Origin of the sequence: Pseudoclavibacter sp. RFBG4, from assembly GCF_002931515.1 — a bacterium.
Classification (GTDB): domain Bacteria; phylum Actinomycetota; class Actinomycetes; order Actinomycetales; family Microbacteriaceae; genus Pseudoclavibacter.
Map to the genome: position 1 here is coordinate 47696 of NZ_PSYC01000028.1, position 14703 is coordinate 62398.

A 14703-nucleotide genomic window follows, 5' to 3' on the forward strand; every position below is an offset into this window, starting at 1 on the left:
CTTGAGACCATGACGACCCTCGTGCACGAATTCGACTGGCCGGACCGATTCATCGTCGGCACGCTCGGCAAGCCCGGCGAGCGCACCTTCTACCTGCAAGCCCGCGACGGCGCTCGCGTCATCAGCGTCATCCTCGAGAAGGAGCAGTCGGCGCTGCTCGCCGAGAAGGTCGACGAGATCCTCGACCAGCTGATGCTCGAAGACGGGAACCGCTACAGCGTGCCCAGCTCGACCCCCATCGAGCTCATCGACGAGGAACCGCTCGACACGCCCGTCGACGGTCGCTTCCGCGTGGGAACCATCGGCCTCGGCTGGGAGCCGGCGACCGCGCAGGTCATCCTCGAGGTGATCCCCGTGGTCGAGGTCGAACTCGAGATCGACGCGGATGCGGACACCGAGGCTCTCGAGGCCGAGCTCGCCCGCATGGCGGGCCTCGACGAGCTCGTCGAAGCCGTCGAGCCGGAAGAGCTGCTGCGCGTCCGCATCCCCGTCGGCTCGGCGCGCGCCTTCGCGAAGCGCACCCTCGAGATCGTGGGCGCCGGCCGATCGCTCTGCCCGCGCTGCGGCCTCCCCAAAGACCCCGAAGGCCACGACTGCCCGGCCGACGACGGCCTGTGACCGACCCGGAACCGAACACAGGACCGAACACAGACGTGGCGCACGATGACACGCCCGACGACGGGACCTCGTCGGCCGAGACAACACCGTCCGGGCCGACCCTCGAGCTCACCGCGAGGCTGATGGGCGCCTCCAACGCCTCCTTCGTCGGGAACTACACGGTGCCCGGCGAGGAACCCGTCGAAGTCGTCTACAAGCCCTCACAGGGCGAGCGCCCGCTGTGGGATTTCCCGAACAACGACCTCGCGAAGCGAGAGGTCGCCGCCTACCTCGTCTCCGAGAGCCTCGGCTGGAACATCGTGCCCCGCACCTGGCTCGGCGACGGCCAGTTCGGGCCAGGCACGCTGCAACTGTGGCAGGACATCGACGAAGCTCAAGATGCCGTCGACCTCGTCGACGCCTCCGAGGTGCCCGACACCGGATGGCGGACCGTGCTCACGGGCGAGGACGAGACCGGTCGCGAGGTCGTTCTCGTGCACGAGGACTCCAAGACCATGCGCCACATGGCGATCTTCGACGCCATCGTCAACAACGCGGACCGCAAGGGCGGGCACGTCCTCGCCATGGCAGACGGCCACCGCTACGGCGTCGACCACGGCCTCTCCTTCCACGCCGAACCCAAACTGCGCACCGTGCTCTGGGGGTGGATCGGCGAGGCGTTCACGGGCGAGGAGCTGGCAAGCGTCCGAACGCTCCGGGCCGCGCTCGACGACGGACGCGACTCCGGGCTCGGGGCGCAGTTGGCCAAGCTGCTCTCCGACGTCGAGCTCCACGCGCTCGCAGCGCGCGTCGACCGACTGGTTCAGGACGGCGAGTTCCCCGCCCCTGAAGGCGACATGCCCGCCGCCCCCTGGCCGCTCTTCTGATCGCACGCTCAAGCCGCATCGACCGGCCAGGACGACCTGACGGGCCCGGACGCTCAGGACGCTCTTGACAACCCGGACGCTCTGGGCGCTCTGGACGCTCTGAGCCGACTCCAAACCGTGGAGCCCAGCCTGCTGCCAGCTCGGCTCGCACGCTGACGAATCTGCAGCTGCCCTCGAGTCGACAGACGCAGAGGAGAGAAGCCATGACCAGTCCGGAAGCCGTCGCCCACCCCGAATTCACCCTGCACAGCAACGTCGGGGCTCCCCGCGAGCGCGTCTGGCGCGCGTGGACCGACCCAGACGAGCTCACTCTCTGGCATCACCCGGCCGGGGTCTCGACGCCGCGGGACTCCATCGCCGTCGACGTGCGCGAGGGCGGCACCTACCGGTACACGATGGTGAACGACGAGAACGGTGAGGAGTATCCGACGGCGGGCACCTACCTCCTCGTCGCGGAACCCGACCGGCTCGTCTTCACGTGGGGCTCCCCCGACGACGACCCCGCTGAGTCCCCCGTCGTGGCCGTCGACTTCACCGCGAGCGGCGACGAGACCGAGCTCGCGCTGCGCGTGCGAGGCATCGCGGGCGAGCCGGGTGATGACAACGTCTACGACGGCTGGACCCAGGCCCTCGAGAACCTCGCCAGCCACGTCGCTCACTGACAGATCAAGCGCTGCAGCGCGCGAGGGAGATTTCCGCGTGCCGACCAGGCGCCCGCACGGGTCGCCTGGTCGGCCTTGCGAGACGCGCAGCGGCTGGCAGCCCGTGATCTCTGCCAGCCGGTGATCTGCCAGCCTGCGATCTGCCAGCCCCTCATCCGCCAGCCGAGGTGCGTGAGCCTCGCTGCATCAGCCGACGTGCATCAGCCGCACGGGTTCAGCCATCGTGCGTCAGCCGCGGGGCTTCAGGACGACCTTGATGCATCCATCCGTCTTCTTCTGGAACACCTCGTACATGCGGGGCGCGTCCTCGAGCGGCATACGGTGCGTGACGAGGTCCTCGGTGCCGAGCGGATCGGTGCTGTCCTCGACGAGCGGAAGCAGCTCGGGAATCCACCGCTGCACGTTGCACTGGCCCATGCGCAGCGTCAGCTGCTTGTCGAACATCGTCATGAGCGGCATCGGGTCGGCCGTTCCCGCGTACACCCCGCTGAGCGAGACCGTCCCGCCGCGGCGCACCGCGTCGATGGCCAGCATGACGGCGGAGAGACGGTCGACGCCGACCGTCTCGATGACCTTCTTGGCGAGCGCATCCGGGAGGAGCCCGGCGCCCTTCTGCGCGATCTCGGCGAACCCGCTGCCGTCACCGGCACCGTGCGCCTCCAGCCCGACCGCATCCACGACTGAATCGGGGCCTCGCCCCTCGGTGGCCGCGCGGAGGGACTCGGCGGTCTGCGAGTCGTAGTCGAAGACCTCGACCCCGTAGCGCTCCGCGAGCGCGCGACGCTCGGGCACCGGGTCGACCCCCAGCACCCGGTAGCCGAGGTGCTTCCCGATGCGCGCCGCGAACTGGCCGACCGGTCCGAGCCCGAGGACCGCTAGGGTTCCGCCCGCCGGGACGTTCGCGTACTGGACGCCCTGCCAGGCCGTGGGGAGGATGTCGCTGAGGAACAGGTACCGCTCGTCGGACAGCTCGTGGCCGACCTTGATGGCGTTGTTGTCCGCGAGGCGCACGCGCAGGTACTCCGCCTGCCCGCCTGGCACCGATCCGTAGAGCTCCGTGTAGCCGTACAACTCAGCACCGGTGCCCTGATCTGTGTTCTGCGTCACCTCGCACTGCGTGGAGAGGCCGGAATGACAGGCGACGCAGTCGCCGCAGGCGATCACGAACGGCACGACTACCCGGTCGCCGACGCTGAGCTTCGTCACCCCGTCGCCGACCTCCTCGACGATGCCCATCGTCTCGTGGCCGAGGATGTCGCCCTTCGCGAGGAACGGCCCGAAGACGCTGTACAGGTGCAGGTCGGAGCCGCAGATCGCGGCCGAGGTGACGCGGATGATCGCGTCCCCCGTCTCTTGGATCAGGGGCTTCGGGACCGTCTCGACGGTCACCTTGCCGGTCGACTGCCATGTGAGTGCGCGCATGAGGATTCCTCTCTTCGCGGGAGAACGGGCGCCTGCCTCGAGCGGGCGCCCGGAGATCCCTGGGGTTCGCCCCGAGGCTACGGACCGGCGCCTCTGCGCCGCGCGGGGTTGACTTCCCAGCCGTACCTGCGGCTCGCCGGGAGCTCGCCGAAACGGTAGCGTCGTGCACGTGAGTCGATCGGGAGCACCCTGGAGTGTCGTGCACGCGGAGCGCGAGGCGCTCATCGCGGACCTCGAGCGGCTCGATGACACCGCATGGGCGACCCCCTCCCTCTGCACGGGGTGGACGGTGCACGACGTGCTCGCGCACCTGGTGAACGACGCGAAGACCACGCCGTTCAGCTTCGTCGCGCAGCTCGCGTCGGCGCGCTTCGACTTCGACGCCCTCAACCAGCGCGGCATGGAGGCCGAGCGGCAGGAGCATCCGCGCGACACGCTCGAGCGCTTCCGAGCCGCCGCCGGCCGCACCTCGAGCGCACCGACGCCCGCGGCAACGCGCTACGTGGAAGCGTTCGTGCACGGCGAGGACATCCGCAGGCCCCTCGGCATCACCCACACGTACCCGCGCGCCGCAGTGCTCGAGGCGATCGCCCACCAGCGCAAGACCCCCGTCGCCATGGGCGGCGGCCGGGAGCTCGCTGCCGACCGCACCCTCGTCGCGATCGACGCGGGTGCCACACCAGACCGATCGCTGACGCTCGGCCACGGGCCGGCTGTCAGGGGAAGAGCCATCGACCTGCTCCTGTGGCTGAGCGGTCGCGACGTCGCACCGGAGGCGATCTCATGAACCAGCGGGAACCATCCACCGAGCACGCAGCGTCCAGCTCCGAACGCCACGGCGGGTCCGAACGCCACGGCGGGTCCGAACGCCACGACTCCGCAGGTCACCTCACGAGCACCCACCTCGCGAGCACCCTCGTGCTGGGTGAAGCCCTCGTCGACCTGCTCCCGGGCGACGCCGACTCCCCGGAGGGGCGCGCCCTGCCGGGCGGTTCCCCCATGAACGTCGCCGTGGGGCTCGCGCGTCTCGGCCATCCCTCCCAGCTCGCCGCGCGCCTCGCCGACGACCAGCTCGGGCGCCTCGTACTCACGCACCTCGAGGAGTCCGGCGTCGCGCTCGTCGACGGAGCACTCGACGGCGAGCGCACCTCGACGGCGAAGGCCACCCTCGACGCGCAGGGCAGCGCCAGCTACGAGTTCGACCTCGACTTCTCGCTGCCGACGCCGCACCTCGACGACGTCGAGGTGCTCCACACCGGGTCGATCGGCGCGGTCGTCGACCCTGGCGGCGCCGTCGTCCGTGCGTCCTTTGCCGAGGCCAGAGCGCACGGCGGCATCCTCACGAGCTACGACCCCAACGTGCGCGCGGCCATCATGGGCGACCGCGAGACGGTGCGCGAGCGCGTTGAAGCCCTCGTGGCGCTCAGCCACGTCGTGAAGCTGAGCGACGAAGACGCCGAGTGGCTCTACCCGGGCGTCTCCCCCTCGGAGGTGCTGCGACGCTTCACGACGCTCGGAGCAAGCCTCGCCGTCATGACCCGCGGCGGCGAAGGCGCACTCGCGCGCACGTCACGGCGTGAGCTCACCGTGGAGGCTCCGCCGGTCCGCGTCGTCGACACCGTCGGCGCAGGCGACGCCTTCATGTCCGGACTCCTGCACGCGGTTTCCGCTGCGAGCACCCGCCACGCCCTCGTCGACGGCCTCGATGAAGATGCGTGGGCGGACGCGGCCCTCGCGACCGCCGCACGCAGCGCGGCCGTCACCGTGGCGCGCGCGGGCGCCAACCCACCCTGGCCGCGGGAGCTCGCCGGCGAGGAGCCAGCGCCCCGACTCGGCTAGGGCGCCCCGGGGCCGAGCCTCGGGGTGGAGGCTGGTGATCGGGGATCCGGCGCTCAGGTTCTGACGCTCGGCGACGGGCGCGTGGCAGCGTGCGCGGGCTAAGAGACACCGACCGATGGGCACCGAGCGCTCCGTTGTCGTCACGACAGGACAAAACCGAGTTCGGGCCTAGACTTTTCTGATGCTCGAGCTGCTCCCCCAACTCCCCACGTTCGCCTGGGTGCTGCTCGCCGTCGCCGCGTTTGCCGTCGGCGTCTCGAAGACCGCCCTGCCGGGGGTCACGACGCTCTCCGTCGCGACGTTCGCCGCGGTCCTCCCCGCCAAGCAGTCGACCGGGGCGCTGCTCGTGCTCCTCATCGTCGGCGACATGTTCGCCCTGTGGACCTACCGCCGCCACGCCGACTGGCCGACCCTCGTCAAGCTCATCCCGGCCGTCGCCGTCGGCCTGCTCGCCGGTGCCGCGTTCCTCGCGTTCGCCGACGACAGCTGGGTTCGCCGTGTCATCGGCATCATCCTGCTCATCCTCGTCACGATCACCGTGTGGCGCCGCTACCGCACCCCGGAGACGCCGAGCGATCGAGCCGCGAAGATCGCCCGCGCGGGGTACGGCTCCCTCGGCGGGTTCACGACCATGGTCGCCAACGCCGGCGGGCCGGTCATGGCGATGTACTTCCTGGCCGCGAAGTTCCCCGTGAAGGCCTTCCTGGGGACGGCCGCCTGGTTCTTCGCGATCGTCAACATCGCCAAGCTGCCGTTCTCGGTCGGCCTCGGGCTCATCACTCCGGGCACCCTCGTGCTCGACCTGCTGCTCGTGCCGCTCCTCATCGGCGGGGCCTTCCTCGGGCGCTGGCTCGCGCCCCGCCTGAGCCAGAAGGTCTTCGACCGCATCGTGCTCGTGCTCACGGTCGCCGGCGCCGTCTACCTGCTCGTCTGAGGTCTGAGATCGCTGGTCGGCTGGGAACGCTGTTCGCCGGTGATCGCTCCTCGCCTCCGGCCGCCAGCCCGCACCTGCTAGGGCGAGCGCCGGAAGAGCGCCTTCAAGCGTGACACGTGGCGGTCGGTGAACTCGTTCGAGAGCTTCATGGTCTCGGCGGACAGGTCGCCGCCGGACACGATCGACCGGAGTGTCGCCTCGGCGCGCTCCTGCTGGGTGGGCGCTGGCGGCTCGGTCTCGTCGGCGAGTTCGGATGGGACCTGGTCAGCATCAGCCATGACGGCAAGGCTACACAGCAGCTAGGCAGCCCCTGCGGCCTCGCCATCGCAGGCTCCGCCGAACTCCCGCAGCCAGCGGATGCCCGCCTCGCGCGTGCGACTGACGCCCTTGTACTCGGCCATGTCCTCCGGGAGCTCCTCGAGCACATCCGCCGTCCGCGCCGCCCACTCCGGCACCGTCGCGAGCGCCGCGAACGGCAGCAGGTAGCTGCGGATCAGGAACATGATGGCGTTCGACTCTGCCAGGCGGATGAGGTGCTGCACCTCGGTTCGCAGGTGGAGTCGCGTGCCGACGTCCGCGAGCGGCCCATCGACGAGCGAGGTCCTGTCCGGCCCCCACTCGGGGTACGTCTCCGTCGACGTGTCCAGCTTCCCATCCACGGTCAGAGTCCAGTTCGTGCGCCGGTAGCTCTGTCCAGGCTCGAGCCGCATGAGAAACGCCTGGGCCCGAGGGATGACCCCCTCTTCGTGCACGCGAGGCACCGGTCCGTGGATCTCGAGGAACGACATGCCCACGTCGAAGCCGAACGACCAGTCCGCGGCGAACGTCACGAGCCCGGCGTCGGCCCAGAGCTCGTCGTCGCGCTGGTCGAGGAGCACGACGTCCTCCTGCATCTGCTGGCCGATGAACCCGAGGGGCCCCTCCGGCATCGAGGAGGACTCACCGACCGCGAAGCAGCGGTCGATGCCGAGGAGTCCGTTGTGCCAGTGCCAGCCACCGCCCTCACGCGTGAGGCTCATGTGCTCGGGGTAGGCCTCGGAGAGCCGCTCCATGAGCACGAACATCGCATCCCACGCGGCGGGCACCATGTGCGGCAGGCACTGCAGCCGCGAGGGGTCGGCGCTGAGGATGCGGGCCCGCTCAGCGAGCTCGCCACGGTAGGCATGGTCGATATCGACCGGATGCTCGCCCCAGGTGCCGACCGGTGTCGCGCGGGGCACCGAGGCGGGCTCCACGTTCGTGCTGTACCGGTAGGTCTCCTTGGGGAACGGGAAGGGGAATCCGGCGACGGCGACCGAATGGTCGACCTCGCTGGCGGCGAATGCGGTCACAGTTCAAGCTCCAGGATCTCGCCTCTCGGGCGGGAGACGCACGGCATGAGGCAGTCGCCGCGGCCCTTCTCCTCTTCGGTGAGGAAGCTGTCGCGGTGCTCGATGCCGGCCGTCTCCGCGCCGCGCGCCGGTCTGACGCCGACGCGACACTCCCCGCAGACGCCCTGCCTGCAGAGGTTCGGCACCGGAACGTTCTCGGCGAGCAGGGCGTCGAGGAGCGTCGTGCCCGACTCGACGCGGATCGTCCGACCGAGGCCGAGGAGCCGCGCGTCGAACGCTTCGCCTGGCTCGAGCTCTGGAGCCGTGAAGGCCTCAGCGTGGATGCGCGCCTCGGGCCACCCGGCGGTGAGCGCCGCGTCGCGGACGGCGTCGATCATGGCCACCGGCCCGCACACGTAGAGGTGGGTGCCGAGGGGCTGGTCGAGGAGCGCGTGGTCAAGGTGCTCGCCCAACGCGGTCCTGCTGCCGCAGACGGTGAGACGCCCGCCGCTGAGGCGCTCGAGCTCCTCACGGTGCGCACCCCCGCCGGCGCCGAACGCGTAGACCACTTCGAACGAGCGACCCCACTCGGCCGCCGCCCTCGCGTGGGACAGGATCGGCGTGACGCCGATGCCGCCCGCGACGAGCAGGTGATGGCGCGCGGACAGCACGGGCGGGAACGCACTCGAGGGCGCACTGACCGTGACGGGGTCGCCGATCCTGCGGTCGTGCATCCACCGCGACCCGCCCCGCCCGCGGTCGTCGAGCCGCACCGAGACGGAGTAGTGGCCGGGGCGGCGACCGGGGCCGGTCAGCGAGTAGGAGTTGCGCGACCCGTCGCCGAGCCGCACCGCGATGCTGCTCCCCGGCGCGAACGACGGCAGCACGCGGCCCGCCGCGTCCCGCAGCTCGATGGCGCGGACGCCGACGCAGAGCTCGCTGATACCGGCGACGACCAGGTCGAGGACGGCGCCGCTCACGCGAGGGCCAGTTCTGAGCGCTCACGCGTGACGGGGCGGCGACCCGCCGAGGGGTGCTCGGCGGGGTCCTGATCGGCAGGCTCCTGCTCGGCACGGCCCTGCACGGCACTGCCCTGCTCGGCACGGCCCCGCTCGGCTGGTTCAAGCTCGGCACTGCCCTGCTCTGCGCCGGCGAAGTACCCCAGGTAGGCGCCCTGTCGACGCGAATAGTGGTGGTACACGGTGAGCGCGATGCCGCATCCCCCGCAGGCCACCAGCTCGGCCGGTGCGGCCGACTCAGACAGCTCAGACAGCTCGGACGGCTGCGCCGAATCCGCCGGACCCGCCGGACCACTCGCGTGCGGCGCCGTCGTGCGCGTCTTCGCGTGGCAGTGGCCGCAGTACACCGTGACCTGCGCGTCGCTCTGCCCGGGCGCCGCCAGCACGAACTCGATCTCCTCGTCGAGGACACCCGCCTCGTGCAGGATCGCCCGCAAGGCACCGAGAGCGGCCTCGTCGCCGCCGACGCGGAACCGCCACCCGGTCCGGGCCCGCGCGAGCGCGGCGTCGACCCGTGCTCGGGATGCCGGCGAGGCCAAGTCCCCGAGCTCGACGATGATGCCGTCGCCGGTATCGGCCTCATCCACGGTGTCGACGAGGAACGTGATGCGGCGGGCGCGAGCGTCCTCGCCCCGGTCGGGATCCACGTCCCTGCTGCTCCCCGAGGCCAGCAGCCGCCGCCAGCGAGACGAGCTCGTCGCGGCCAGACTCACGCCAGGGGCGACCTCGGTCACGACCGCCTCAGCGCCCGCCACCGGTTCCACGACTGTCGCCTCCATCATGGTCAGGGCGCGACGGAGCGGTGGCCGACGTAGAACGCGAGCGCCGAATCCTCGGTGCTGAAGAGGATGCGGGATCCCTTCGGGAAGAAGATCGCGTCCCGCGGGCCCGCGAACGAGACCTGCCCCGTGTCGACGTTCTCCAGGCGGAACGTGCCGGAGAGCACGACCTTCATCTCGTCGTAGTCGTAGAAGTAGTCGAGCGGCGCATCGGTGTGGTTCAACGCGAAGTAGCCCGCCGACATGGCGGATCCGTCGGGGTTCGAGTAGACGTCCGCGATGTAGCCATCGGTGCCCGGATACTGCTCGAGCGGCATCCGGGGCAGCTCGGACCAGAAGTCCGGGGTCACCCGGAACGGCGGTACGGCGGTGGTCACGGCGTCGACGCTCAGGAATTCAGTGCTCATGAATCAAGTATCGAGTGAACACAGTTTCCCACGTGTAAACAGTGGTGGTCGATCGTGTGGCGGTCGAGTCCTCAGCTTCCGGACTCGTCGAGAGCGTCGAGATCACTGAGCGCCTCCCGGGCGCGCTGCAGACGAGCCTCCTCGGGCTCATCCCACCAGCGTGGGCCGCGCTCCCCGAGCCCGTGCTTGGCAAAGCCGACCCTCGTCCGAGCCTCGGCCACCGCGGCATCGTCACCTCGGCGCTTCGCAGCGCCGACGCCGGAACGGCCGCGCCCGAGATGCGACTTCAGGCGCTCCACCATGTCCGCAGGCAGCGCCGGGTCGGCGCGACGCCAGCGGCGACCCTCGACGACCAGCCACCGATCGTCGTCCTGCGCAGCGTCGTCGTCCTGCGCAGCGTCGCCGCCCTGTGCAGCGGCATCAGGCTGCTCAGCCCCACGGCCTCCGCGGCCCGCGTCTCCCTCGTCTCCGTCGTCGCCCATGGGCGCCGAGCCTACGCGGCGTGCGAGCTCCCGTGCCCGGGGATGGCGTCGATGAGCTTGCGGGTGTAGGGCTCCTGCGGCTTCATGAGGATGTCCCCGGTCTTCCCGAGCTCGACGAGCACCCCGTTCTTCATGACGGCGACCCGGTCGGAGATCTGTGCGACGACCGCGAGGTCGTGCGTGATGAACAGGTAGGTGAGGTCGTTCTCCTGCTGGAGCTCGGTGAGCAGGTCGAGGATCTGCGCCTGCACCGACACGTCGAGCGCTGAGACGGCCTCGTCGAGGACGATGAACTCCGGCTCAAGGGCCAGCGCCCTTGCGATCGCCACACGCTGGCGCTGACCGCCGGAGAGCTCGTCGGGCCCCCGGTTGAGGAACAGCTGCGGCAGTGCGACCTGGTCGAGGAGCTCCCGCACCCGCTTCGCACGCGACTTCGAGTCGCCGAGCTTGAACGAGACGAGCGGTTCCGCGATGAGCTGCTCGATCGAGAAGCGCGGGTTGAGGGAGGCGTACGGGCTCTGGTAGACCATCTGGAACCTGCGCCGGAGCGCACGCAGCCGCTCCCCCTCGAGGTCGGTGATGTCCTGGTCGTCGAAGACGATTCGGCCGGAGGTGGGCTTCTCGAGGCGCAGCACGAGCCGCGCGGTCGTGCTCTTGCCCGAGCCGGACTCCCCAACCACTGCGAGCGTCTCCCCGCGGTGCAGGTCGAAGCTCATGTTGTCGACGGCCGTCAGGGTCCTCTTGCCGCCGCGCCCACCAGGCAGGGCGAACTCCTTCGTGAGGTTCTCGACCCGCAGGAGCGGCGAACTGATGTCGGGAACGCCGGCACGCGCATCCGTGGCCTGCCCGCTCTTCGCCCCCGCGGCCGCTCCCGTCACCGCGCCTGCGGCCCTACCGGTCGCCTTGTCCGTCACGAGCACGGTGCGCGCCTCGTGGCTGTGGAGACTTGGGGCCGCGCGCAGGAGCTTCTTCGTGTAGTCGTGCTGCGGGCGGAGCATGACGTCGTCGGCGGTGCCGGTCTCGACGATCTCCCCCTTGCGCATGACGATGATGCGGTCGGCGCGGTCGGCGGCGACCCCGAGGTCGTGCGTGATCATGAGCACCGCGGTGCCCAGCTCCTGCACAAGAGAGTCGATGTGGTCGAGGATCTGCTTCTGCACCGTGACGTCGAGCGCACTCGTCGGCTCATCCGCGATGACCATCTCGGGCTGACCAGCAAGCGCCGTCGCGATGAGCGCGCGCTGCTTCATGCCGCCGGAGAACTCGTGCGGGTACTGCTGCGCGCGGGCGGCGGGCTCGGTGAGCCCGGCCATGTCGAGCAGGCGCACCGCCTCGGCGTGGGCGTCCTTCCGGCTCGCGAGTCCGTGGATGAGCAGCGGCTCCGCGACCTGCGCGCCGACCTTCGTCGTCGGGTTGAGCGACAGGGCCGGGTCCTGCGGGACGAGCCCGATGCGGCGACCGCGGATGCCGCGCCACTGCGCGTCACTGAACCCCTGGATGGGCTCACCGTCGAACTTGATCTCTCCCGACGTCACAGTCGCGTTGGGCGCGAGCAGGTTGATGAGCGCGTGCGCGACGGTGCTCTTGCCGGAGCCCGACTCCCCCACGACCGCGAGGACCTCCCCCGCGTACAGCTCGAAGGAGACACCCCGGACGGCGTCGACGGCTCGGCCGCCGATGCCGTAGGAGATGCAGAGGTCGCGCACGGAGAGGAGCATGGGCCTCCCGGCCTTGTCGTCGTTCGCCACCAGGTCGGGCTGGGGAGCATCGGCTCGCCCCGCCGCCTCGGCCAGTTCTTCGGCCTGGAGCTGCTGCTGCGTCATTCGCTGGTCCATTCTCACACCTCGTCGTGTTGGATTGGTTGCTCTGGGTGCTCGTGCGTCGCCCGCTAGGCGCGGACGAGCGCCGGCCGCTTCGGGTGGAATGCCCACTCGGGCATGAAGGTCTTCATCGCGAACGCGTCGTCGCGCGCCGAGTTCTCGAGACCCCGGTAGAGCTCGTTCGCGCGGCGGACGGCATCGTCGTCGAGCGTGACCCCGAGGCCGGGGGCCGTCGGCACGCGGATGACGCCGTCCTCGATCTTCGGGGCTGCCGTCGTGAGCTCCTCCCCGTCCTGCCAGATCCAGTGCGTGTCGATCGCCGTCGGCGTTCCCGGGGCGGCGGCCGCGACGTGCGTGAACATGGCGAGGCTCACGTCGAAGTGGTTGTTGGAGTGGGAGCCCCACGTGAGGCCGAGCTCGTCGCAGAGCTGGGCGACGCGCACGGATCCGCTCATGGTCCAGAAATGCGGGTCGGCGAGCGGGATGTCGACGGCCTGCGAGCGGATGGCGTGGCCGAGCTCGCGCCAGTCGGTCGCGATCATGTTCGTTGCCGTCCGCATGCCCGTCGCACGACGGAACTCGGCCATGACCTCACGGCCCGAGTAGCCGCTCTCAGCGCCGACCGGGTCCTCGGCGTAGGCGAGGACCCGCTTGAGGTCCGGGCCGAGGCGCAGGGCTTCCGCGAGCGGCCAGGAGCCGTTCGGGTCGAGCGTGATTCGGGCATCCGGGAACGCGGCGGCGAGGTCGGCGACGACCCCAGCCTCGACGGCTGGCTCCAGCACGCCACCCTTCAGCTTGAAGTCGCGGAACCCGTAGCGCTCCTGCGCTGCCGTCGCGAGCCGGACGACCCCGTCGCTGTCGAGTGCCGTCTCGCGTCGCACCCGACCCCACGCGTCCCTGTCGTCGTCACCGCGCAGATAGTCGAGGCCGGTGGCGTCGGGGTCGCCGACGAAGAAGAGGTAGCCGAGCACGTCAACCGCTTCGCGCTGCCTGCCCTCGCCCAGGAGGGACGAGATGGGCAGGCCGAGCTGCTGGCCGAGGAGGTCGAGCAGCGCGCACTCCCAGGCGGTGACGACGTGCACGGTGGTGCGGAGGTCGAACGTCTGCGCGCCGCGTCCCGCGCTGTCCTGCCAGGCGAATTCCTCGTTGACGCTGCGGAGGATCGCCCGGTAGTCGGCCACCGGCCTGCCGACGATGAGCTCCGCAGAGGCCACGAGCGTGGAGCGGATGCTCTCACCGCCCGGCACCTCGCCGATGCCGACGCGCCCGTCGCTGTCCGTGAGCTTCACGAGGTTGCGTGTGAAGAGGGGCGCGTGGGCTCCGCTGAGATTCAGCAGCATGCTGTCGTGGCCCGCCACGGGGATCACGTCCCACTTCTCGACCGTCACCTGGTTCATAGCTCCGCCTCCATCGCCGCGCTGACTGGTCACGCGTGGCGTTGGCCACGGTGCCGTATTGCCACTCTAAAGAGCAGCATCCATTCGATCGAGGGCGTATTCGGCATGATCGGATGCGCCTTCGGCATCGATCGCGAAGGGCCGACCCTGGACCCGGCGCCTCACGCGTGGCGCTGCATCAGCTCGACGACCGCCTTCACGAGCGGGTTCTCGGAATCCTCGCGCCACGCGATATCGAGGTGCACGCGGTTATAGGGCTCAGAGCGGTCGCCGTCGGCGACCGGCCGGCAGATGACGCCGTCCGGGGCGAGCTGCGTCGCCGACTCCGGGATGAGTGCCACGCCGATGCCGGCGTTCACGAGGGCGAGCAGCGCGGGAACCTGGCCGGCGTACTGGACGATGCGCGGGTGGCTCGAGGAGGCGACGAACATGCTGAGCAGCAGGTCGTGGAAGTAGCGCGCACCGCCCGGCGAGTACATGAGCAGCGCCTCGTCGTTGAGGTCGCTCAGGAAGATGGGTCCGCTGAACTCCGCGAGCCTCGAGCCCTTCGGGAGGGCGAGCACCAGACGCTCCGTCAGCACCGTCGTCGACTGCACGCCGGGCCGGTCACGCATGGGACGCAGCAGGCCGATGTCGACCGTCCCGCGCTCGAGCTCATCCATTTGGTCGACCGTCACCGACTCCTGCAGGATGAGCTGGAGGCCCGGCAGCTCCTCGGCCGCCGCCCGAAGCAGCTTGGGGAGCACGCTGTGCGCGGCGACCGCCGTGTAGCCCACCGTGAGCGTGCCCGTCGCACCCTCGCCGACCGCGCGAACGTCGGCGGCCGCCTTCGCCGACAGGTCGATGAGCTTGCGAGCGCTCGGCAGCAGCGTGCGCCCCGCCTCCGTGAGCGCGACCCGACGGCTCGTGCGCACGAAGAGCTGCGTGTCGAGCTCGCGCTCGAGCTGCTGGATCTGACGGCTGATGGGCGGCTGCGTCATCCGGAGCCGCTCGGCGGCCGCCCCGAAGTGCAGCTCCTCGGCGACAGCGACGAAGCACTCAAGCTGGACCAGGGTAAACATCAATTCACTCCCAACATTGATTCATCCACACTTTAGTTTGTTTGCGCATCCATAAGACCATAGCGTCGCAGATAGCCGGGCAAACAA

Annotated in this window: 16 protein-coding genes; 6 read left to right on the forward strand and 10 right to left on the reverse strand. The window is 70.2% G+C overall.

From position 1 onward, the window contains the following. Window positions 1–9 precede the first annotated feature (9 nt). The 3 genes from C5E10_RS10810 to C5E10_RS10820 all read left to right on the forward strand — a co-directional run bounded on the left by C5E10_RS10810 (window position 10) and on the right by C5E10_RS10820 (window position 2146). Window positions 10–618, forward strand: a complete 609-nt coding sequence (locus C5E10_RS10810) for a DUF3090 domain-containing protein (RefSeq protein ID WP_104241000.1) — start codon at window positions 10–12, stop codon at window positions 616–618. Between the two features lie 122 nt (window positions 619–740). Then, window positions 741–1484: an SCO1664 family protein gene (locus C5E10_RS10815; protein WP_104331722.1), complete on the forward strand. Its 744-nt coding sequence runs from the start codon at window positions 741–743 to the stop codon at window positions 1482–1484. 203 nt (window positions 1485–1687) lie between these two features. Then, window positions 1688–2146 (forward strand): SRPBCC domain-containing protein, encoded by a 459-nt coding sequence (locus tag C5E10_RS10820; protein ID WP_104331642.1) that lies wholly within the window; start codon window positions 1688–1690, stop codon window positions 2144–2146. 228 nt (window positions 2147–2374) lie between these two features. Here the strand turns inward: C5E10_RS10820 and C5E10_RS10825 are convergent, their stop codons facing one another. Next, window positions 2375–3568 (reverse strand): zinc-dependent alcohol dehydrogenase, encoded by a 1194-nt coding sequence (locus C5E10_RS10825; RefSeq protein WP_104331643.1) that lies wholly within the window; start codon window positions 3566–3568, stop codon window positions 2375–2377. 169 nt (window positions 3569–3737) lie between these two features. Between C5E10_RS10825 and C5E10_RS10830 the strand changes: the two genes are divergently transcribed. The 3 genes from C5E10_RS10830 (at window position 3738) to C5E10_RS10840 (ending at window position 6341) form a co-directional block, all read left to right on the forward strand. Then, entirely contained in the window at window positions 3738–4355 is a 618-nt protein-coding gene (locus tag C5E10_RS10830; protein ID WP_104331723.1) for a maleylpyruvate isomerase family mycothiol-dependent enzyme, read from the forward strand. Continuing rightward, entirely contained in the window at window positions 4352–5407 is a 1056-nt protein-coding gene (locus C5E10_RS10835; RefSeq protein WP_104331644.1) for a carbohydrate kinase, read from the forward strand. Before C5E10_RS10830 ends, C5E10_RS10835 begins: the two co-directional genes overlap by 4 nt. Window positions 5408–5588: 181 nt before the next feature. Beyond that, window positions 5589–6341 (forward strand): sulfite exporter TauE/SafE family protein, encoded by a 753-nt coding sequence (locus C5E10_RS10840; protein ID WP_104331645.1) that lies wholly within the window; start codon window positions 5589–5591, stop codon window positions 6339–6341. A 77-nt stretch (window positions 6342–6418) separates the two neighbouring features. Here C5E10_RS10840 and C5E10_RS10845 read toward each other — a convergent pair whose 3' ends face one another. From C5E10_RS10845 to C5E10_RS10885, 9 genes are all read right to left on the reverse strand, one after another. Further along, a complete protein-coding gene (locus tag C5E10_RS10845; protein ID WP_104331646.1) occupies window positions 6419–6619 on the reverse strand; it encodes a hypothetical protein in 201 nt (66 codons plus the stop codon). A gap of 21 nt (window positions 6620–6640) precedes the next feature. Then, window positions 6641–7672: a DUF3445 domain-containing protein gene (locus C5E10_RS10850; RefSeq protein WP_104331647.1), complete on the reverse strand. Its 1032-nt coding sequence runs from the start codon at window positions 7670–7672 to the stop codon at window positions 6641–6643. Then, complete coding sequence (locus C5E10_RS10855) at window positions 7669–8631, reverse strand: PDR/VanB family oxidoreductase (protein ID WP_104331648.1); 963 nt, start codon at window positions 8629–8631, stop codon at window positions 7669–7671. The genes C5E10_RS10850 and C5E10_RS10855 overlap by 4 nt, the downstream gene beginning before the upstream one ends. After that, complete coding sequence (locus C5E10_RS10860; protein ID WP_146080236.1) at window positions 8628–9434, reverse strand: hypothetical protein; 807 nt, start codon at window positions 9432–9434, stop codon at window positions 8628–8630. The genes C5E10_RS10855 and C5E10_RS10860 overlap by 4 nt, the downstream gene beginning before the upstream one ends. Before the next feature lie 20 nt (window positions 9435–9454). Continuing rightward, window positions 9455–9856 (reverse strand): ethanolamine utilization protein, encoded by a 402-nt coding sequence (locus C5E10_RS10865; protein ID WP_104240990.1) that lies wholly within the window; start codon window positions 9854–9856, stop codon window positions 9455–9457. Window positions 9857–9927: 71 nt separating this feature from the next. Continuing rightward, window positions 9928–10338 carry a biopolymer transporter Tol gene (locus C5E10_RS19410; protein ID WP_374953503.1) on the reverse strand — a complete coding sequence of 137 codons (411 nt, stop codon included), beginning with the start codon at window positions 10336–10338 and terminating at the stop codon, window positions 9928–9930. 11 nt (window positions 10339–10349) lie between these two features. After that, complete coding sequence (locus C5E10_RS10875; RefSeq protein ID WP_258071093.1) at window positions 10350–12161, reverse strand: ABC transporter ATP-binding protein; 1812 nt, start codon at window positions 12159–12161, stop codon at window positions 10350–10352. A 65-nt stretch (window positions 12162–12226) separates the two neighbouring features. Beyond that, window positions 12227–13555 carry an enolase C-terminal domain-like protein gene (locus tag C5E10_RS10880; protein WP_104331650.1) on the reverse strand — a complete coding sequence of 443 codons (1329 nt, stop codon included), beginning with the start codon at window positions 13553–13555 and terminating at the stop codon, window positions 12227–12229. 161 nt (window positions 13556–13716) lie between these two features. Then, a complete protein-coding gene (locus tag C5E10_RS10885; protein ID WP_104240988.1) occupies window positions 13717–14616 on the reverse strand; it encodes a LysR family transcriptional regulator in 900 nt (299 codons plus the stop codon). Window positions 14617–14703: the final 87 nt, after the last annotated feature.

Coding starts and splice junctions, on each gene's coding strand:
- C5E10_RS10815 (WP_104331722.1), top strand. CDS start 741: ATGGGCGCCTCCAACGCCTCCTTCGTCGGGAACTACACGGTGCCCGGC.
- C5E10_RS10835 (WP_104331644.1), top strand. CDS start 4,352: ATGAACCAGCGGGAACCATCCACCGAGCACGCAGCGTCCAGCTCCGAA.
- C5E10_RS10840 (WP_104331645.1), top strand. CDS start 5,589: ATGCTCGAGCTGCTCCCCCAACTCCCCACGTTCGCCTGGGTGCTGCTC.
- C5E10_RS10880 (WP_104331650.1), bottom strand. CDS start 13,555: ATGAACCAGGTGACGGTCGAGAAGTGGGACGTGATCCCCGTGGCGGGC.
- C5E10_RS10885 (WP_104240988.1), bottom strand. CDS start 14,616: ATGTTTACCCTGGTCCAGCTTGAGTGCTTCGTCGCTGTCGCCGAGGAG.
- C5E10_RS10875 (WP_258071093.1), bottom strand. CDS start 12,161: ATGACGCAGCAGCAGCTCCAGGCCGAAGAACTGGCCGAGGCGGCGGGG.
- C5E10_RS10810 (WP_104241000.1), top strand. CDS start 10: ATGACGACCCTCGTGCACGAATTCGACTGGCCGGACCGATTCATCGTC.
- C5E10_RS19410 (WP_374953503.1), bottom strand. CDS start 10,338: ATGGGCGACGACGGAGACGAGGGAGACGCGGGCCGCGGAGGCCGTGGG.
- C5E10_RS10820 (WP_104331642.1), top strand. CDS start 1,688: ATGACCAGTCCGGAAGCCGTCGCCCACCCCGAATTCACCCTGCACAGC.
- C5E10_RS10845 (WP_104331646.1), bottom strand. CDS start 6,619: ATGGCTGATGCTGACCAGGTCCCATCCGAACTCGCCGACGAGACCGAG.
- C5E10_RS10825 (WP_104331643.1), bottom strand. CDS start 3,568: ATGCGCGCACTCACATGGCAGTCGACCGGCAAGGTGACCGTCGAGACG.
- C5E10_RS10865 (WP_104240990.1), bottom strand. CDS start 9,856: ATGAGCACTGAATTCCTGAGCGTCGACGCCGTGACCACCGCCGTACCG.